The following is an 18,400-nucleotide window of genomic DNA, read 5'->3' as shown; positions in this document are numbered from 1 at the left end:
AAGCGCTGCGGACGCCCGGCTCATCGTCGGCCGTGATCGGCCAAGCCTACGCTGTGGCTCGCAAGCCGCGACGCTTCAGGGAAGCCCAGCCGTCCTCGGCGGTCTCCGCGAATTCGAACAGCCCGAGATCGGATGCGGAAATCATTCCTTCCTCCAGGAGAGCGTCGAAGTTGATGATCTTTCGCCAATAGCTCTCCCCGAACAGCACGATCGGTGCCGGCGGCGCCTTCTGGGTCTGCTGCAATGTCAGCACCTCGAACATCTCGTCCAGAGTCCCGAATCCGCCGGGGAAAATCGCCAGCGCGTTTGCGCGCATGGCCAGGTGCATCTTGCGCATTGCGAAGTAGTGGAAGCGGAAGCTGAGCTCCGGCGTGATGTAGGGGTTGGGCGCCTGTTCGTGCGGCAGGGTAATGTTGAAGCCGATCGTTGGCGCGCCGACGTCGGACGCGCCCCGGTTAGCCGCCTCCATGATACCCGGGCCTCCGCCGGTGGCGATAACATTGTCGCGCCACCTGTTCTTCGGATCGAAGGCGCCGCCGCGCTCCGAAGCGATGCGGCCGAATTCGCGCGCGACCCGGTAGTATTCGGATTGCTGCTGCAGCTTCTGCGCTCGCGCCTTCTCCTCGTCGGTGTGCGCCGCCGCAAGTGCAGCCGCAGCCGTCTCCGGCGACGGCACGCGCGCATTGCCGAAGACGATGATGGTCGAACGTATCCCCCAGTCCCTCAGCGCGAGTTCGGCCTTGCCGTATTCGAGGGCGAAGCGGATCGGTCGCATTTCGTCGCGCAGCAGAAACTCGGTGTCCTCGATCGCAAGGAGGGAGCTGCGTGAACCATGAGGCGTCGTCTGGTCGTTCATGTCGGTTTCGTCCTTCCGCCTGTACGAGACAGGGAACGCCACCGGGCAGGCCGGCGGCGATCGTCATCATCGAATCTCTTATCAGAAGATGGCTCGGCGCGGGTTACCCGAAGCGAGCAATTTCCGGTCAGCGTGTCGTCGGCTTCATCCGCCGCGCCAAACCCGCACGGGCGAGCAGGCCGTCGATCATCGGCCAGAACAGCAGCACGATCGCAAGCGTCGTGATCGAACCGACCAGGCCGTTCGACCAGAACACCTTGAGGTCGCCGCCGGAGCCGATCATGGACAGGCGGAAGGCGTCCTCGGCACGGTTGCCGAGCACGAGAGCGAGCGTGAACGGCGCGAGCGGAATGCCGATCTTCTTGAAGACGTAGCCGACGACGCCGAAACCCAGCATCAGCCAGATGTCGAACATCGCGTTCTGGATCGCATAGGCGCCGATCGCGCAGGACACCACGATCATCGGCGCCACTGCTGCGAACGGCACGCGCAGGATCGAGGCGAAGATCGGCACCGTGGTCAGCACCAGCACGAGGCCGACGACATTGCCGAGATACATCGAGGCGATCAGGCCCCAGACGAAATCCTTGTGCTCGACGAACAGCAACGGGCCGGGATTGAGCCCCCACACCATCAAGCCGCCGAGCAGGATCGCGGCCGTACCGGAGCCGGGAATGCCCAGCGCGAGCATCGGCAGCAGCGCCGAGGTGCCGGACGCATGCGCCGCCGTTTCCGGTGCGAACACGCCCTCGATGCGTCCCTTGCCGAAAGTCTCGGGATCCTTGGCGAAGCGCTTCGCCAGGTTGTAGCCCATGAAGGACGCCGCGATCGCGCCGCCCGGCGTGATGCCCAGCCAGCAGCCGATGAAGGACGAGCGCAGCAGCGTCACCCAGTATTTCGGCAGGTCCTTCCAGACCGCTAGAACGACACGCAGGGAGATGCTGGCCGCATGGCCGCGCAGGGCCAGGCGCTCCTCCATCGTCAGCAGGATCTCGCTGATCCCGAACAGTCCGATGACAGCAACCAGGAAGTTGATGCCGCGGAGCAGTTCCGCCGAGCCGAAAGTCATGCGCAGCTGGCCTGACACCGTGTCCATGCCGACGCCGGCGAGCAGAAGGCCGAGCGACATCGAGATGACCGTCTTGTGCTTGGCCTCCCGGCCGAGACCGACGAAGGAGCAGAAGGTCAGGAGATAGACCGCGAAGAACTCCGGCGGCCCGAACTTCAGGGCGAAGGACGAGATCATCGGCGCGAGGAAGGTGATCAGGAGCACCGCGATCAGCGAACCGATGAAGGACGACGTGAACGCCGCGGTCAGCGCCTCCGCGGCCCTGCCCTGCTGGGCCATCGGATAGCCGTCGAAAGTGGTCGCGACCGACCAGGCTTCGCCGGGAATGTTGAACAGGATCGAGGTGATCGCACCGCCGAACAGCGCGCCCCAGTAGATGCAGGACAGCATCACGATCGCCGAGGTCGGATCCATCGTGAAGGTCAGCGGCAGGAGGATGGCGACCCCGTTGGGACCGCCGAGGCCGGGAAGCACGCCAACGAAGATGCCGAGCACCAGCCCGACCATCATCAGGACGAGCGTCTTCCAGGTGAGGAGGACGACGAAGCCGTGAGCAAGGAGACCAAACGCTTCCATCGCGTACCGCCTAGTAGCCGAAGGCCGCTTCGAGCGGCCCCTTCGGCATGATGACGTCGAAGGCGATGTCGAAGGTGACGAACATGACCGCCGTGAACAGGAACGCGGTGAGCAGCGACTTCCACAGCGCGATCTTGCCGATGAAACGCATGAAGCCGGCAATCAGGAGAAAGCTCGCGACATAGAGGCCGAGGAACTGCGTCACCACGCAGAACAGCAGCGTCGGCACGAACACCGCCATCACGCGCCTTGCCTGCGCGCGCGTGACGAAGGTCGCCGACGCCGTGCGGTGCGCGAAGAGCGCCGCGATCAGGCCGTAGAGGCTGCCGCAGCCGAGGATGATGGAGAGATAGAACGGAAAATAGCCGGGCTCCGGCCCGGTCGAATCCCAGGACGCGCCGCTGCGCCAATTGTCGTAGCCAAGCGTCGCGGCCAGCGCGAGCAACAGGAGGCAGACCACGATCTCGACCGTGCCGGAACTGACGACGGCGGGCGAGCCATCGTCGGGGGCAGTCGGATCATCGACGACGATTTCGAGATCGGTTTGGGACATGCTTGAACAATGCTGTGGCGGATCCCCTCTCCCCGTGCGCGGGGAAAGGGTCAGGGTGAGCGGGAATATTCACAGTGGGCGGTGAGGCCTGGACCCGGGGAGAGCCCCCTCACCCAGATTGCATCGGCGATGCAATCCGCCCCTCCCCGCGAACGGGGCGAGGTGAAGACGTTACTTCGCGACGAAGCCGGCTTCCGTCATCAGCGACTTGTTGATGGCGTCGTCCTCCTCGAGGAATTGCACCATGTCCTTGCCGGTGAGGAAGATCGGCTTCAACGCCTGCTTCTCCATGTAGTCCTTGTACTCGGCGGTCTGGGTGACCTTGTGAAACAGCTCGACATAGAACGCCTGCTGCTCCGGCGTGACCTTGCCGGGCAGGAACATCGCGCGCAGCATCAGATACTGCACGTCGACGCCCTCCTCCTTGCAGGTCGGGATGTCGGCCCAAGACTGCGTGTCCGTCACCTTGGCAGTATAGGAAATGCGCTCCTTGTCGAACACGCAGAGCGGGCGCACCTGGCCGGCCCGCCAGACCTCGAGATTTTCGGAGGGGTTGTTGACGTTGGATTCGGTGTGGTTGCCGACCAGTTGCGTCGCCGCTTCGCCACCGGACTTGTACGGCAGATAGGAGAATTTCGCGCCGGTCTTCTGCTCCAGGAACACGGTCAGCACGTGGTCTTCGCGCTTGGAGCCGGTGCCGCCCATCTTGAACGGCGCGCTCGCCGCCTTCGCCGCGGCGATGAAGTCCTTCACGGACTTGGGACCAGCGCTGTTGTCCCACAGCACGAACTGGTCGAGCGCGATCACCGAGACCGGCGTCAATTCGCGCCAGTTGAAAGGAATCTTCGCCGACAGCGGCAGCATGTAGATCAGCGAATACGCGATCAGCACCTTGTTCGGGTCGCCCTCGCTCGACTTCATGTACATCAGCGCTTCGGCCCCCGAGGCACCGCCCTTGAGCGAGACGACCATCGGCTGCTTCATCAGATTGTTCTTCTGGATCGCGGCCTGCATCATGCGCGCCATCTGGTCGGAGGCGCCACCCGCGCCCGCAGCCACCACGATCTCGACGGGCTTTGCCGGCTCCCAGCCGGCGACAGCCGGCGCACTGCAAAGCGCGGCCGCAAGCGCAATTGCGGCCCTCATTCCATGTCGCACGCGCGTCCTCCCTCTGTTCTTTTATTTGGATTGGCAATTCGCGAGGCAAAAGCGAATTGCATTGTGCGGGCGAACGCCGGCCAGTCAAGCTGCCCAGCGCCGCACCGCTTATGACTTTGGAATGAGATCGATTGCAAGTGGGCTGGTTGCAATCGCTCGCTTCGAGACACCCCGGATGACCGCACAATGCCGCGGATCGATGCGCCCATATCCAATCGTTCCGTCGCCGCAATCCGATCGGGGCCGCCCCCCACGCGCGGGCCGAGAAATGCCTCGTGGCGGGTGCCTTGTTATGGGTCACCGATTGTGAGACATGCTCCGAACGGCCGTCGGCAGACCATCGGCGGCCGGACCATCCCACCGAGAAGAACAGGCGAAATGCACAGCCACATTTCGAAATCGAGCACGTCGGCGACGACAATCTGCATGGTCGCCATCGTCCTCGTCCTGGGCGTCGGCAATATCCTGTTCGGCGAGACCGTTCCGGCCGGGGGAGGATTCGGATGGGACGGCGTCACCTATGCCGAGATGGTGCGCAGGCTCGGCGCGATGATCAGCGACGGGGAACTCAGCCGATATTATTCGCAGCGGATACTTCCCTCGCTCATCGTGAAGGCCATGCTCGCGCTGACGGGGGCCGAGTTCTCCAATCAGAACATCATCCGCGGTTTCGAAATTCTCAATCTGCTCTCGTTCGTCCTGGGTGTCGTCATCTGGAACCGAATGGCGGATTTGCTCTCGCTCGGGCAGAGCGGACGCTGGCTCGGGTTCGCGAGCCTGTTCCTGAACTACTTTGCGACCAAGAATCTCATGTACTACGCCGTGCTGACCGATGGCCTTGCGCTGCTGGTGAGCCTGCTCATGCTTTTGCTGTTTCTGGAGCGGCGACCATTGCTGCTCCTCGCCGTGACGATCGCGGGATCGTTCGTGTGGCAACTGACGGGCTTCTACGGCGCCGTCATGCTGATCTCCCTGAACCTGAGACTGCCGGATGACGCGAGCGTGCGGCTGCCATCGACGGCTGCCGACTGGACGCCGCGCGACCGCCACATGCGTGCCTTCCTCATGTTCGTCGCGGCCGCAGCGGCGGCGGTCTCGATCGTCGTCCTGTTGCAGCTTGTTGCTGCACGCAAGACCGGCTCCGTGACACACGAGCTGGGCATCTTTCTCACCGGTGCCCCGTCCATGATCGTCGTCGTGCTCGCCCTCTGGATCTTGATCGGCCCGATCCTGCTGAGCCGGCGCGCTCCCCTGGCGATGCTCGCCGATGTGCCTCTGCGCCTCTATCTTCTTGCTGGGGCCGCGCTCCTGATCCCGCAGATCGCATTCACGCTCCTGTCGAATCCGAACGTCTCGAATCCCAGCGGCATGCTCTACGTCTTGCAGCTGGTCGTGTTTCCCATGACCGGCCGCGGCAAGTTCCTGATGCCGTTCCTCTCCGCGACACTGCTCTGGGGACCCGCCGTCCTGCTCGTGATGCTCAGATGGAAAGACGTGAGCGCCGAACTGCACAAGATCGGCCTCGGGCCGGTCTTCGTCGTCGCCATCACCTTGCCGCTGGTGCTGGTCACGGAATCCCGCTTCATGCTCGGAGGCTGGCCATGCCTGGTGCTGGGGCTGGCGCTGGCCCTGGAGCGGTCCGGGATCTCAAAGCCCCTGCTGTATCTCTTTGCCGCCCTGACGATCCTGAACGGGCAGATCTGGCTCAAGTTCAACATCGCCCCATGGGTCGGCAACGACTATGCGGACCTGACGGAATTCCCGAAGCAGATGTACTTCCTCCACTACGGACCGTGGATGGGCTGGCCGGCCTATCTCGTGCAGCTCCCCCTGGTTCTGGCCGCCGCGTGGCTGTTGTGGATTGCAATGCGTCAAGGGAACACCAATCTAGGCAAGGACTAGATCGCCCTTGTCAGGGATTTTGGAGCCGTCGGTCCCCGTGAAGCGTTATCTGCCTGCACTCTGCCTCTTGTTGTCGGCCTGTTCGTCGGTGTGGCCGGACACGTCGGGCCCCATCCCGCCTGCCGTTCAATTGCAGGGACCGCCGACGCAGGAGGCGCTCCAGAAGGGTCTCCATGACGCCGTGACGGAAACCAAGATGATTGCTCCGGTCGAGGTCTCCGCGCTGCGACAGACCGCGCATGGTCCGGGCGGATATTTCCTCTGCCTGAGGGAAGCAGCGCCCTCCACCAAGACCGTCATCTACTCGGTCTTCTTCGACGACATCTACAAGGGCTCCAGGCAATCGGTGATCCTGGACCATTGCGAGCAGGAGCAATACGCGCGGGTGAACTGAACGCGCGAAAGCGCGCCGCAACGGCCATCGCGGCGCCGCAGGCGTGAGTGGCGGAGACTACTTGCCCTTCCAGTTCGGCGTGCGCTTGTTGAGGAAGGCATCCATGCCTTCGCGGAAATCCTCGCTCATATAGGCCTTGAGGATCAGGTCCTCGCCCTCCTCGCGCGACAGCGTGCGGCGGATGCGGCGCACGGCCTCCTTGGTCGCCTCCAGCGTCAGCGGGGCGTGGCTGGCGACCAGTCTCGCGGTCTCCTCTGCGCGGCGATGCAGCGTTTCGACGTCGGGCACGATCTCGCTGAGCAGTCCGAGCGCGAGTGCCTCGGGCGCCTCCACCAGGCGCGCCTTGAAGATCATGTCCTTGGTGCGGGCGGGTCCGACCAGCGAGACGAGACGGCTGATGTTCGACATCGACAGGCAATTGCCGAGCGTACGCGCGATCGGAAAGCCGATGCGGGCCGCCTCGGTGCCGATGCGGATGTCGCAGCACGCCGCGATCCCCGCGCCGCCGCCGGTGCAGGCCCCGGCGATCGCCGCGATCACGGGCACGCGGCACTGCTCGAGCGTGCCGAGTACGCGATCGATCCGCGCCTCGTAGTCGAGCGCGTCCTGCGCGGTCTTGAAGGCGCGGAATTGCGAGATGTCGGTGCCGGAGGCAAACGCCTTCTCACCCGCGCCGGTCAGGATCAGTGCCTTGATCGAACGGTCGGCGTTGATCTCGAGGCAGATCTCCGCCATGCGTTCGTACATGGCGAAGGTCAGCGCATTGCGCGCCTGCGGGCGGTTGAAGGTGATCCACGCGATGCCGTCCTGGACGGAGTAGAGCAGGTCTTCGCTGGTCGTCGTCGGTGCGTTCATCGCGCGCTCATTTCTCGAGTTGGATGGATCAGGCCGCCTGCATCTTCAAGCGGCTTGGGCCTTTAAGCGACTTTGATCCTTAGGCGACTTGGACCGCTAAGCGACTTGGGCCTTGGTCATCGGCACCACGTCGCGTCCCTTCAGGACGTCCATGGCCGCCAGCACGCCGCCGCTCCGATGCGGGATCTTGGCGAGATCGAGGCCCATCTCGACGCCGGCGAGCGTGCCCATCAGCATCAGGTCGTTGAAATGACCGATATGGCCGATGCGGAATACCTTGCCCTTGACCTTGTTCAGGCCGGTGCCGAGCGACATGTCGAAGGTCTCCAGCACCACCTTGCGGAAGGCGTCGGCGTCATGGCCGTCCGGCACGCGCACGCCGGTCAGCGCCGGCGAGTGTGCGGCAGGATCGGCGCACTGCGTCTCCAGGCCCCAGACCTTCACCGCCGCGCGCGTCGCCGCGCTGTGGCGCTTGTGCCTCGTCCAGACGTTCTCGAGCCCCTCTTCTTCCAGCATCTTGACCGCTTCGCGCAAGCCGTAGAGCAGGTTGGTCGCGGGCGTGTAGGGGAAGGTGCCGAGCTTGTTGAAGCTGATGACCTCCTGCCAGTCCCAATAGGAGCGCATGCCCGGATTGGCCTTGGCGGCCGCCAGAGCCTTCTCCGAGATCGCGTTGAAGCCGAGACCCGGCGGCAGCATCAGGCCCTTCTGCGAGCCCGCGACCGAGACGTCGATGCCCCAGGCGTCGTGCTCGTATTCCATCGAACCGAGACCGGAGATGGTGTCGACCATCAGCAGCGCCGGATGCTTGACGCGGTCGAGCAGCTTGCGCACCTCCAGCGGCGGCGTCACGCAGCCGGTCGAGGTCTCGTTGTGCACGACGCAGACTGCCTTGATCTTGTGCTGCTTGTCGGCGGACAGGCGCTGCTCGATCTCGGCGAGGTCGGCACCGTGGCGCCAGTCGCTCGGGATGAAGTCGACGTCCAGCTTGAACTTGTCGGCGATGCCGCGCCACAGCACGGCGAACTGGCCGGTCTCGCACATCAGCACCTTGTCGCCGGGCGAGAAGACGTTGACCATCGCCGCTTCCCAGGCGCCGGTGCCGGACGAGGGGAAGATGATCACGGGCTGCTTGGTGCGGAACACCCGCTGCATGGCGGCCAGAACGGCGAAACCAAGCTCGGCGAACTCCGGACCACGGTGGTCGAGCGTCGGCATGTCCATCGCCCGCAGCACCCGGTCGGGCACGTTGGTCGGTCCTGGAATCTGAAGAAAATGCCTTCCAGTGTGCACGGTCATGGGCGTCCTTCCCGGTCTTTGAGCCTGTCGTGTGCCTTGAACTTGGCCTTAGCCTGCCGGCCTGAATGAAGGCCCCGGCGAGCCGCTCGCATATCATTATTCGCCGGGCTTGTCCCTCGCCCGGCGGGGTCCGTCAATGCACAAGAAGCAGGGCTCGCCTTGCCAAGGGCCGTGACGGTAGGCAAGACGGTGCCAGCGAACAGGCGAGAGCGGATCATGGCGGCGGAAGTGGCCGGAAAAGCACGGGAATCGACCCCAAAGGACGGCCTCGAGGCACGTCTGGCTCGGGAAATCACCGGCGATGTCCTGTTCGACGCATTCAGCCGCGGGCGCTACGCCACCGATGCCTCGTTCTACCAGATCGTGCCCTATGGCGCGGTGGTGCCGCGCAGCATGGACGAGGCATTGCGGGCGCTGGCGATCGCCCGGGACGATGGACGCAAGGTCACGCCGCGCGGCGGGGGAACCTCGCAATGCGGCCAGACCGTCAATGACGGGCTCGTGGTCGATTTCTCGAAACACCTGAACCGCATCCTGTCGCTCGACGTCGAAGGCCGCACCTGCGTGGTCGAGCCCGGCATCGTGCTGGACGATCTCAATCGCCAGCTCAAGAAGCACGGCCTGTGGTTTCCGGTCGACGTCTCGACGGCCTCGCGCGCCACCATCGGTGGCATGGCCGGCAACAATTCCTGCGGCGGCCGCTCGCTGCGCTACGGCACCATGCGCGACAACACGCTGTCGATGGAGGCCGCGCTCGCCGACGGCACGCTGGGCCGCTTCGGCGAGGTGCCGCGCGATCTCTCCGACATCGACATCGGCAGCGAGGCGCGCGCGCTGTTCCGCGACATGCTCGATCTCGGCGCCCGCGAGGCCGACGAGATCGCCGCACGCTTTCCGCAGGTGCAGCGCCGCGTCGGCGGCTACAATCTCGATGCGCTCACGCCGCGCAACGCGCCGAACAACATGGCGCATCTGCTGGTCGGCTCCGAAGGCACCCTCGCCTTCACCACCAAGGTCGAGCTGAAGCTGTGGCCGGTGATCCGCAACAAGGCGCTCGGCGTCTGCCATTTCGGCAGCTTCTACGAGGCCATGGACGCGGCCCAGCATCTGGTCAAGCTCAAGCCGATCGCGGTCGAGCTGGTCGACCGCACCATGATCGCGCTCGGCCGAGACATCGCGATGTTCAGGCCGGTCATCTCCGCCGCGATCAAGGGCGACCCCGATGCCGTGCTGGTGGTCGAATTCGCCGAAGAGGACCAGGCGGACAATCTCACGCGCCTCAAGCAACTCGGCGAGCTCATGGCGGATCTCGGCTTCGGCTGGAGCAACGACAAGCGCAAATGGGGCGGCGTGGTCGAGATCGTCGAGCCGGCGCTGCAGAGCGGCATCGCCGACTTCCGCGCCGCCGGCCTCAACGTCATGATGTCGATGAAGCAGGAGGGCAAGCCGGTCTCGTTCGTCGAGGACTGCGCCGTGCCGCTGCCGCATCTCGCCGAGTACACCGCGCGGCTGAACGAGGTGTTTGCCCGGCACGGCACCAGCGGCACGATGTATGCACACGCCTCCGAGGGATGCCTGCACGTGCGGCCGGTGCTGAACCTCAAGCTGGAGAAGGACGTCAAGGCGATGCGCGCCATCGCGGAGGAAGCCTTCGCCATGGTGCGCGAATACAAGGGCTCGCATTCCGGCGAGCATGGCGACGGCCTGGTCCGTTCCGAATTCCACGAGACGATGTTCGGCGAGCGCCTCGTCGCCGACTTCCGCGAGATCAAGCAGCGCTTCGATCCTGACGGCATCCTCAACCCCGGCAAGATCGTCGATGCGCCGAAGATGGATGACCGGTCGCTGTTCCGCTACAAACCCGGCTATCGCGTCACCGAACTGAAAACCAGGCTCGATTGGTCCGCCTATCCCGGCGCCGGCGGCGGTTTCCAGGGCGCGGTCGAGATGTGCAACAACAACGGTGCCTGCCGCAAGCTCGAGGGCGGCGTGATGTGCCCGTCCTACCGCGCGACGCGCAACGAGAAGGATGTCACGCGCGGGCGCGCGAACACGTTGCGGCTCGCCATCTCCGGCCAGCTCGGCCCCGACGCGCTCACCTCGGACGAGATGATGGAGACGATGAAACTCTGCGTCTCCTGCAAGGCCTGCCGCCATGAGTGCCCGACCGGCGTCGACATGGCCAAGATGAAGATCGAGGTATTGGCCGCGCGCGCGGCCTCGCACGGCCTGACGCTGCGCGATCGCCTCGTCGGCTATCTCCCTCGCTACGCCGGCATCGCCTCGCGCCTGGCGCCGCTGGCGAACCTGCGCAACCACAGCCCGCTGCTGCGCAGGCTGTTGGAGCGCGTTGCCGGCATCAGTGCGCGCCGCGCCCTGCCCGCCTTCCGCAGCGATGTGTTCGTGCCGCCGGCGAATGGCGTCGGGCCGGAGACCGGCCGCGAGGTCGTTCTGTTCGCCGACACGTTCAACCGCACCTATGAGCGGGAGAACCTCGAAGCCGCGCTGCGCGTGCTCGCGGCCGGCGGCTATTGCGTGCATCTGCCGACGCCGCCGGACGGGCGGCGGCCGCTCTGCTGCGGCCGCACCTTCCTGTCGGCCGGTCTCGTCGACGAGGCTCGGGTCGAACTCGACCGGCTGGTGGCCGCCTTCGCGCCGTTCGCCGTGCGCGGCGTGCCGATCGTCGGCCTCGAGCCGAGTTGCCTCCTGACGCTGCGCGACGAGCTGGCCTCGCTGCGCCGGGACGGCGACGCTAGCGCCGTCGGCGCCCACGCGCTGACCTTCGAGGAATTCCTGGTGCGCGAGGCCGAGGCCGGACGGCTGCAATTGCCGCTCGGCGCCATCGGCGACAAGGCCGTCGTCCACGGCCATTGCCACCAGAAATCCTTCGGCGCCTTCAAGCCCGTCGAGAAGGTGCTGCGCCTGGTCCCCGACCTGAAGGTCGAGACCATCGAGTCGAGCTGCTGCGGCATGGCCGGTGCCTTCGGCTATGGCGCGGAGACCTATGACGCCTCGATCGAGATGGCCGAGTTGTCGCTGCTGCCGGCCATACGGCGTGCGGACCAGACGACGCTGATCGTCGCGGACGGCACCTCATGCCGGCATCAGATCCACGACGGCACGCAGCGCGAGGCGCTTCACGTCGCGCGCGTGCTGGCGATGAGCCTGGATCGCGCCAAGACTTCATCCACGCCCTTACCCGTTGCAAAGGAGCCCAGCCATGGCTGAACTGACCCTCGACCTCTCCCGAAAGATTCTCGACGCCGCCTTCGCGAAAGCCGCCGAGTTGAAGCTGAAGCCGCTCGTCGTCACCATTCTGGACGCGCGCGGCGTGCTCAAGCTCGCTGCGGCACAGGACGGCACCAGCCTGATGCGCGCCGAGATCGCGCATGGCAAGGCCTATGGTGCGCTCGCAATGGGCGTGGGCTCGCGCGCCCTGTTCCAGCGCGCGCAGGAGCAGGCTTATTTCATCGACGCCGCGAACACGATGGCCAGAGGCGCGCTGGTGCCGGTGCCCGGCGGCGTGCTGATCCAGGACGGCTCTACGCTTCTCGGCGCCGTCGGCGTCTCCGGTGACACCTCGGACAACGACGAGGCCTGCGCCGTGGCGGGCATCCAGGCCGCCGGGCTGAAGGCAAACGCGGGCTAGCCGGTTTCTCCCGGGCGCGCGCCGGATGGCGCGCCCCGGGACGGCAGCCGGCGCCTGTGTCGCCGCGGCGTCAAGTCTTCAACACGAAAATATTCTCATTTACCGAAATTCGGATTTGTCGTACATGTCGCCTATCCCGATCCGGGAAAGGGGCGGTCGTACGTCGTCACGAACGTGGATCGGGCTGCGGTGGACGCTGGCAGCGCCGTCGCGGATGCGAGGCACAGGGCGGGGCGATGGATTGAGCCGAACCCCGTGAGCGCTTCGCAAGCCGCGTTGTACGAACGGTGCTCGATGCCTGCGAGCCCCTTGGGCGAGAATGCCCCGGGGCGAAGCAGGAAGCCTGCGTACGGCGAAAACGCGTGGTCCTGGCCGTCGTTGCTACGGTCAAGCCTTGCGGAGATGCGGCAATCCCGACCGGGCAAGCTGCGTCGCCAATTCGCGAGGTGACGGAGGCAAGAAGGAACTCGTCTCCGGGGAGAGCGCGCATAAGCCGTCAGACCATTGCGCGGGGAAGGCCGGATGTCCCGGCTGCCCTGTCGTGCCTCCTGTGCATTGCGTGTGCAACGTCTTCGCACGGGAGTTCAACGGGTGCCAGCCGGCATCCGGCCTTCCCTGCGCCCTCTTTCCCGAGAGGGCGTCGAACGAAGAGCAAACCTCGGGCGAGACACGCTGCGAGAATGCGAAACTGCGTCTGCTGTTTGAGATGTGAATTGAAGAAGCGATGCGATCAGCCTGTGGCGCGCTCGCACGAGGCTTTCGGCGTCATCACCCGCGAAGGCGGACGATCGAGGATTTCAGCTACGGCGCGCGGATACAGATGGGCCGCGGTGTTTTGACTGCCCCGCCTTCGCGGGGCATGATGGCGACAGGCGTCGCTTCCCTCACCGCCCCGTCCAGGACGGCTTGCGCTTCTCCCCGAATGCCTTCAACCCCTCCTTGGCATCCTCGGTCATCGCAAGCAGCGCGATCTGGCTTTCCGTATAGGCGATGCTTTCGTCGAACGACATCGAGGCGATGGCACGCATGGCGTATTTGCCCCGGCGGATCGCCGTCGGCGACTTGTCGACGATGCGGCCGATCAGCCAGTCGACCTTGGCGTCGAGCTCGGCTGCCGGCACGACGTAGTTGAGCAGGCCCGCCGCCTGCGCGGCCTTGGCATCGAACGGTTCGCCCGTCAGCGCCCATTCGTTGACGAGGCGCGGCGGCGCGATGTTCTGCAACAGGCTCAGCACCTGCATGGGAAATACGCCGACTTTCACCTCCGGCAGGCCGAAGATGACGTGATCGGCCGCGACCGCCATGTCGGTCATGCACAACAGGCCCATGCCGCCGGCCATGCAGACGCCGCCGACACGCGCAATTGCCGGTTTCGTCGCGTTCTGTGACAAACGTAACAGATCGGCATAGTCGACATTTGGTTTAGAGAAATCCATCGCGAACGCAGCGCCGGAATTCTGCAGGTCGGCGCCGGCGCAGAACGCCTTGTCCCCCGCGCCGGTGAGCACGATGACGCGGACGTCCTTGTCGTCATGCGCCTCGCGATAGCCTCTTGCGATGCCGGCGATCACGTCGCCGTTCAGCGCGTTACGCTTTTCCGGCCGGTTGATGGTGATCCAGAATGCCTGCCCACGCTTCTCGGTGATGACGCTTGTGGTATCGGTCATGGCACGCTCGCTTTCTTGCTTCTGGTCGCCATTTGCGGCAGGTCGGGCGGCGGGCGCAAGGGCAATCTGCGACGTTGCGTCACCGTAGCGTGTTGGCGCAACTTTGCTCGATAATTGAATGATGAGTTACGGCTGTTATCCCGACTGGAGATTTTGATCACCAATGAGCCATTTCATGCGTGTCGCCGTCGCGGCGTTGCTGATAGGATTGACGATCGCAGGCAGCGGCACGGGAAGCCGCGCCGCCGACGCCGCGAAAGTCGCGCTCGTGATCGGCAACGCGAAATACCCCGACAACGAATTCGTGCTCAACGAAGCCGCCAACGACGCGCAGGACGTCGCCGAGGAATTGAAGCGCGACGGCTTTGCCGTCGACAGGCAGACCAACCTCACGGGCGACGCCATGCGGCAGGCACTGGATCGCTTCTATGCCCGGATCGAGCGCGGCTCGGTCGCGCTGATCTTCTTCGACGGGTTCGGCATCCAGTCCAATCGGCAGACCTACCTGCTTCCGGTCGATGCGCAGATCTGGACCGAGCCGGACGTCTCCCGCGACGGATTCAACCTCGATGCCATTCTCGGCGAAATGAATGTACGCGGTGCAGCGATCAAGATCGCGCTGGTCGATGCGGGCCGCCGAAATCCGTTCGAACGGCGCTTTCGCCGCTATTCGGCGGGACTGGCGCCGGTGATCGCCCCGAGCAATTCGCTCGTCCTCTACTCCACCGCGCTCGGCGCGGTCGTGGGGAGCGGCAAGACCGACCGCAGCCTGTTCGTCACCGAACTGTTGCGCGAGATCCGCGCACCGAACATCAGCGCCGAACAGGCGTTGACCAACACCAAGAACGGTGTGGTCGGCGCGACCAACCGGGAACAGGTGCCCTGGCTGTCATCATCCCTGACGACCGAGTTCGCATTTGCGGGCACGATCGTTCGTCCGCCGGATGGCAACGGTCCCGACAAGACTCCCTCCAAGCCCGAATTGCAGAAGCCGGAGCAGCAAGCGGTCTGCAAGGCGGCGCAGCCGGACGCGGCGCCGAGCCCGAGCGAACTGGCAAGGGATCCCGTCATCAACGATCTCACCCGCAAGATCGGAGCCAATCCGAACGATGCCGTCTCGCGTTACAAGCGCGGCCAAGTCTACGCTATCAAGCGGGCCTATGCGCTCGCGATGCAGGATTTCGACGCGGTGATCCGTTCCGATCCGAAGGATGCGGAGGCCCTCAACAATCGCTGCTGGGCGCGCGCGGCAACGGGCGACCTGCAGGCCGCGCTCGCCGACTGCAACCTTGCGCTCCAGATCAATCCGGGATTGAGCGACGCGCTCGACAGTCGCGGGCTCGTCAACCTCAAGCTCGGCCGCACCGCCGACGCGATCAAGGATTACACCGGCGCGATCCAGCGCAATCCGCGGTCCTCGTCCTCGCTGTTCGGCCGCGGCATCGCCAGCCGCAGGAGCGGGAGCGACGGCAGCATGGACATCGATCTGGCGAAGTCGATGGACCCCAACATCGCAAAGGAGTTCGCGGGCTACGGCGTCGCGGAATGCGTGCCCTAGGCGGCAGGCGCCTTCCTGATCCAGACCTTGTTGTCGTGGAACGCGGCGCCGCCGATCGGCGCCACCGCCTCCGCGCCGGTCAGCATGTTGATGCCGCGGCCGCCGATGTGATCCTTGTTCGGATGAATGGACTCGGCGATCAGGACGCCGCGCCGCACGCCATCGAACAGCGTCGCGACCAGCGTGGTCTCTCCGCGCGTGTTGCCGAGCGTCACCGCATCACCCTCGGCGATGTCGAGTGCGGCGGCGTCCATCGGATGGATCATCACGCTCGCCTTGCCCTCGCGCGCCTGCGAGGACGGCGTCTCGTTGAATGTGGTGTTGAGGAATCTGCGCGACGGACTGGTCGCAAGCCGGAACGGATGGTCCTGATCCACCTGCTCGATCACGGCCCAATGGTCGGGCAGCGACGGCATCTTGTCGAACTCGCCCATCATCAGCCCGAACGGCGGATGCGCCCAGTCGGCCTTGAAATGGAATTTCTTGTCCGGATGAGCGAAGCCATCGAGATAATGCGCGGTGCGGAAATCCGGTTGCAGGTCGCGCCAGATGTCGGCTTCGAGAGCCGCGATGTCGCCGTGCCCGCTCAGCTTCAGCGTCGCGTCGATCAGTTCGCGCGGCGTCATCTCGAAACCCGGATGCCGGGCGCCGAGCCGGGGCGCCAATGCCTGCATCACCTGATGATTGGACCGGCATTCACCGGGCGCGTCGATCATCCTGGGCCCGACGGAGATGTGCTGATGTCCGCCGCCGTAATAGAGATCGTCGTGCTCCATGAACATCGTCGCCGGCAGCACGATGTCGGCCATCTGCGCCGTCTCGGTCATGAACTGCTCGTGCACCGCAACGAACAGGTCTTCGCGCGCAAACCCCTGACGCACCAGCGCCTGCTCCGGCGCAACCGTCATCGGGTTGGTGTTCTGGATCAGCATGGCCTTGACCGGGCCCTTGCCGTGCAGCGCCTCGGCGTCGCCGGTGAGGATGCGTCCGATCTGCGACTGATCGAGTGCGCGCGTCGTCCGGTCGATCGCGTCGTGTCCCTCGATGATGGATTCGTCGAAGTGCCACAGCGCGAAATTGTTGAAGAAGGCGCCGCCGCCCTCGTGCTGCCAGGCGCCGGTTACCGCTGGAATGCAGAGCGCCGCGTGCATCTGCGTCGCGCCGTTGCGCGAGCGGGTGAAGCCGTAGCCGAGGCGGAGAAAGGTCCGCTTGGTCTCGCCGACCGCCTTCGCGAAGGCCTCGATCTCGGAGACGGGCACGCCGCAGATGGCCGACGCCCATTCCGGCGTGCGCGGCTTCAGGTGCGCCTCGAGCTCGGCCGGGCAATCGGTGTATTTGTCCATGTAGGCGCGGTCGGCATAGCCGTCGCGAAACAGGACATGCATGACGCCGCAGGCAAACGCGCCGTCGGTGCCCGGCCGCAGGATGATCTTGATGTCAGCCTGCTTCATGGTTTCGTTGTCGTAGATATCGACCGCCGCGATCTTCGCGCCACGCTCCTTCCGCGCGCGCGCGGCATGCGTCATGACGTTGACCTGAGTGTTGACGGGATTGGTGCCCCAGATCACGACGAGGTCGGAGAGCGCCATCTCGCGCGGATCGACTCCCGCGATTTTGCCGGTGCCGATGGCGAAACCGACGCGCGCGACATTCGCGCAGATGGTCGAATAGAAGCGCGAATATTTCTTCACATGCGTGAGACGGTTGATGCCGTCCCGCATCACCAGCCCCATCGTGCCCGCGTAGTAGTACGGCCAGACCGACTCCGCACCGAACTCGCGCTCGGCGGCGTTGAAGCGATGCCCGATCTCGTCGAGCGCCTCGTCCCAGCCGATGCGCGCGTATTGCCCGGAGCCCTTCGGTCCGGTGCGGCGCATCGGATACATCAGCCGCTCGGGATGATGGATGCGCTCGGCATAGCGGGCGACCTTCGCGCAGACCACACCGGCCGTATAGGTTTGCCGCTTCGAACCGCGGACGCGGCCGATGCTGCGGCCTTCGACCACCTCGACATCGAGGGCGCAGGCCGACGGGCAATCATGCGGACAGGTCGAATGGCGGATTTCGATCTTGGCGTGCTGGTTCATAGACAAATTCGTAACACCAAAATACCAGCCCGCCGAGCGTATTTATCCGGCATTGCCCATGCAATTTGCTCAGGTTCTGCGCGCTCCCGGTTCCTGCCGCGTGCCCCGGATGCGGCAATGCCGCACCCGGACATCACGTTCGGACCGGTCCTATTTGTTCAACCGCGTGAGGCCGGTCGGCGGGCCGTCGACAGCGGTCCAGCCACCGTCGACGAACAGCGTGCTGCCGCTCACATAGCTCGCGGCATCCGACGCGAGATAGGCGACCGCGGTCGCGACCTCGTCGGCGCTGCTCCAGCGGTTGAACACGGTGTGGCCGGCATAGAGATCGTAGATGTCGGGGCGCTGCTTGAACGGGCCCGTCAGGGCGGTCTCTGCGATGCTCGGCGCAATGGCGTTGACGCGGACGCCCGAACGGCCGACCTCGGAAGCAAAGCCCTTCACGAGCAGGCCGATCGCGGCCTTGGTCGAGCCGTACACCGCAAGTCCGGGCTCGATGGTGACGGCGCGCACCGAGGAGCAGGCGATGATGCTGCCGCCCTTCTGCTCCACCATGATGCGACCGAACGCCTGGAAGAACCAGACGGTGCCCTTGACGTTGAGCGTGACCACGCGATCGAGATCCTCCTCGGTGTAGTCGAGGATGGTCTTGCGGATGTTGAGCCCGGGTGTCGTCACGGCGATGTCGATCCGCGGGAATTTCTGCATCACCGTCGTCGCCAGCGCGGCGACGTCGGCAGCGCTCGCGGCGTCGCAGGCGGCGGCTTCCGCCCAGCCGCC

At 65.1% G+C, this 18,400-nt stretch carries 14 protein-coding genes; 5 read left to right on the top strand and 9 right to left on the bottom strand.

Annotated features, from left to right (window positions below; translation table 11 throughout):
• Positions 1-46: 46 nt before the first annotated feature.
• The 4 genes from QM712_RS09155 to QM712_RS09140 all read right to left on the bottom strand — a co-directional run bounded on the left by QM712_RS09155 (position 47) and on the right by QM712_RS09140 (position 4,200).
• The gene (locus QM712_RS09155; RefSeq protein ID WP_415022759.1) at positions 47-856 is read right to left on the bottom strand and encodes an LOG family protein; all 810 of its coding nucleotides are present in this window, start codon (positions 854-856) and stop codon (positions 47-49) included.
• Positions 857-983: 127 nt separating this feature from the next.
• A complete protein-coding gene (locus tag QM712_RS09150; protein WP_415022758.1) occupies positions 984-2,501 on the bottom strand; it encodes a tripartite tricarboxylate transporter permease in 1,518 nt (505 codons plus the stop codon).
• 10 nt (positions 2,502-2,511) lie between these two features.
• Entirely contained in the window at positions 2,512-3,054 is a 543-nt protein-coding gene (locus QM712_RS09145; protein WP_415022757.1) for a tripartite tricarboxylate transporter TctB family protein, read from the bottom strand.
• A gap of 171 nt (positions 3,055-3,225) precedes the next feature.
• Positions 3,226-4,200, bottom strand: a complete 975-nt coding sequence (locus tag QM712_RS09140) for a tripartite tricarboxylate transporter substrate binding protein (RefSeq protein ID WP_415022756.1) — start codon at positions 4,198-4,200, stop codon at positions 3,226-3,228.
• 438 nt (positions 4,201-4,638) lie between these two features.
• Here QM712_RS09140 and QM712_RS09135 point away from each other — a divergent pair, with 438 nt between their 5' ends.
• The gene (locus tag QM712_RS09135) at positions 4,639-6,114 is read left to right on the top strand and encodes a hypothetical protein (protein ID WP_415022755.1); all 1,476 of its coding nucleotides are present in this window, start codon (positions 4,639-4,641) and stop codon (positions 6,112-6,114) included.
• Between the two features lie 37 nt (positions 6,115-6,151).
• Positions 6,152-6,508 carry a hypothetical protein gene (locus QM712_RS09130; protein WP_415022754.1) on the top strand — a complete coding sequence of 119 codons (357 nt, stop codon included), beginning with the start codon at positions 6,152-6,154 and terminating at the stop codon, positions 6,506-6,508.
• 57 nt (positions 6,509-6,565) lie between these two features.
• Here the strand turns inward: QM712_RS09130 and QM712_RS09125 are convergent, their stop codons facing one another.
• Positions 6,566-7,363 carry an enoyl-CoA hydratase/isomerase family protein gene (locus QM712_RS09125; protein WP_415022753.1) on the bottom strand — a complete coding sequence of 266 codons (798 nt, stop codon included), beginning with the start codon at positions 7,361-7,363 and terminating at the stop codon, positions 6,566-6,568.
• A 96-nt stretch (positions 7,364-7,459) separates the two neighbouring features.
• The gene (locus QM712_RS09120; protein ID WP_415022752.1) at positions 7,460-8,659 is read right to left on the bottom strand and encodes a pyridoxal-phosphate-dependent aminotransferase family protein; all 1,200 of its coding nucleotides are present in this window, start codon (positions 8,657-8,659) and stop codon (positions 7,460-7,462) included.
• 216 nt (positions 8,660-8,875) lie between these two features.
• On the opposite strand from QM712_RS09120, the gene QM712_RS09115 reads away from it, so the two are divergent.
• Positions 8,876-11,887: an FAD-binding and (Fe-S)-binding domain-containing protein gene (locus tag QM712_RS09115; RefSeq protein WP_415022751.1), complete on the top strand. Its 3,012-nt coding sequence runs from the start codon at positions 8,876-8,878 to the stop codon at positions 11,885-11,887.
• Positions 11,880-12,308 carry a GlcG/HbpS family heme-binding protein gene (locus tag QM712_RS09110; protein WP_415022750.1) on the top strand — a complete coding sequence of 143 codons (429 nt, stop codon included), beginning with the start codon at positions 11,880-11,882 and terminating at the stop codon, positions 12,306-12,308. Before QM712_RS09115 ends, QM712_RS09110 begins: the two co-directional genes overlap by 8 nt.
• A gap of 884 nt (positions 12,309-13,192) precedes the next feature.
• On the opposite strand, the gene QM712_RS09105 is transcribed toward QM712_RS09110, so the two are convergent.
• A complete protein-coding gene (locus tag QM712_RS09105; RefSeq protein WP_415022749.1) occupies positions 13,193-13,975 on the bottom strand; it encodes an enoyl-CoA hydratase/isomerase family protein in 783 nt (260 codons plus the stop codon).
• Between the two features lie 163 nt (positions 13,976-14,138).
• Here QM712_RS09105 and QM712_RS09100 point away from each other — a divergent pair, with 163 nt between their 5' ends.
• A complete protein-coding gene (locus QM712_RS09100; protein ID WP_415022748.1) occupies positions 14,139-15,533 on the top strand; it encodes a caspase family protein in 1,395 nt (464 codons plus the stop codon).
• Here QM712_RS09100 and QM712_RS09095 read toward each other — a convergent pair.
• Both QM712_RS09095 and QM712_RS09090 read right to left on the bottom strand, forming a co-directional pair.
• Complete coding sequence (locus tag QM712_RS09095; RefSeq protein ID WP_415022747.1) at positions 15,530-17,620, bottom strand: molybdopterin-containing oxidoreductase family protein; 2,091 nt, start codon at positions 17,618-17,620, stop codon at positions 15,530-15,532. The two genes, QM712_RS09100 and QM712_RS09095, sit on opposite strands and share 4 nt — an antisense overlap.
• Before the next feature lie 150 nt (positions 17,621-17,770).
• A partial coding sequence (locus QM712_RS09090; RefSeq protein WP_415022746.1) for an SDR family NAD(P)-dependent oxidoreductase occupies positions 17,771-18,400 on the bottom strand: 630 nt, incomplete at its 5' end.

The organism is Bradyrhizobium sp., from assembly GCF_047605465.1.
Lineage (GTDB): Bacteria > Pseudomonadota > Alphaproteobacteria > Rhizobiales > Xanthobacteraceae > Bradyrhizobium.
The sequence above is the reverse complement of the archived record's forward strand: the minus strand, read 5'-3'. Positions and strand labels throughout refer to the sequence as shown.

Excerpts from the sequence above, each read along its gene's own strand:
- QM712_RS09125 (WP_415022753.1), bottom strand. The coding sequence starts at position 7,363 with ATGAACGCACCGACGACGACCAGCGAAGACCTGCTCTACTCCGTCCAG.
- QM712_RS09105 (WP_415022749.1), bottom strand. The coding sequence starts at position 13,975 with ATGACCGATACCACAAGCGTCATCACCGAGAAGCGTGGGCAGGCATTC.
- QM712_RS09155 (WP_415022759.1), bottom strand. The coding sequence starts at position 856 with ATGAACGACCAGACGACGCCTCATGGTTCACGCAGCTCCCTCCTTGCG.
- QM712_RS09095 (WP_415022747.1), bottom strand. The coding sequence starts at position 17,620 with ATGAACCAGCACGCCAAGATCGAAATCCGCCATTCGACCTGTCCGCAT.
- QM712_RS09135 (WP_415022755.1), top strand. The coding sequence starts at position 4,639 with ATGGTCGCCATCGTCCTCGTCCTGGGCGTCGGCAATATCCTGTTCGGC.
- QM712_RS09150 (WP_415022758.1), bottom strand. The coding sequence starts at position 2,501 with ATGGAAGCGTTTGGTCTCCTTGCTCACGGCTTCGTCGTCCTCCTCACC.
- QM712_RS09115 (WP_415022751.1), top strand. The coding sequence starts at position 8,876 with ATGGCGGCGGAAGTGGCCGGAAAAGCACGGGAATCGACCCCAAAGGAC.
- QM712_RS09110 (WP_415022750.1), top strand. The coding sequence starts at position 11,880 with ATGGCTGAACTGACCCTCGACCTCTCCCGAAAGATTCTCGACGCCGCC.
- QM712_RS09100 (WP_415022748.1), top strand. The coding sequence starts at position 14,139 with ATGAGCCATTTCATGCGTGTCGCCGTCGCGGCGTTGCTGATAGGATTG.
- QM712_RS09145 (WP_415022757.1), bottom strand. The coding sequence starts at position 3,054 with ATGTCCCAAACCGATCTCGAAATCGTCGTCGATGATCCGACTGCCCCC.
- QM712_RS09140 (WP_415022756.1), bottom strand. The coding sequence starts at position 4,200 with ATGAGGGCCGCAATTGCGCTTGCGGCCGCGCTTTGCAGTGCGCCGGCT.
- QM712_RS09120 (WP_415022752.1), bottom strand. The coding sequence starts at position 8,659 with ATGACCGTGCACACTGGAAGGCATTTTCTTCAGATTCCAGGACCGACC.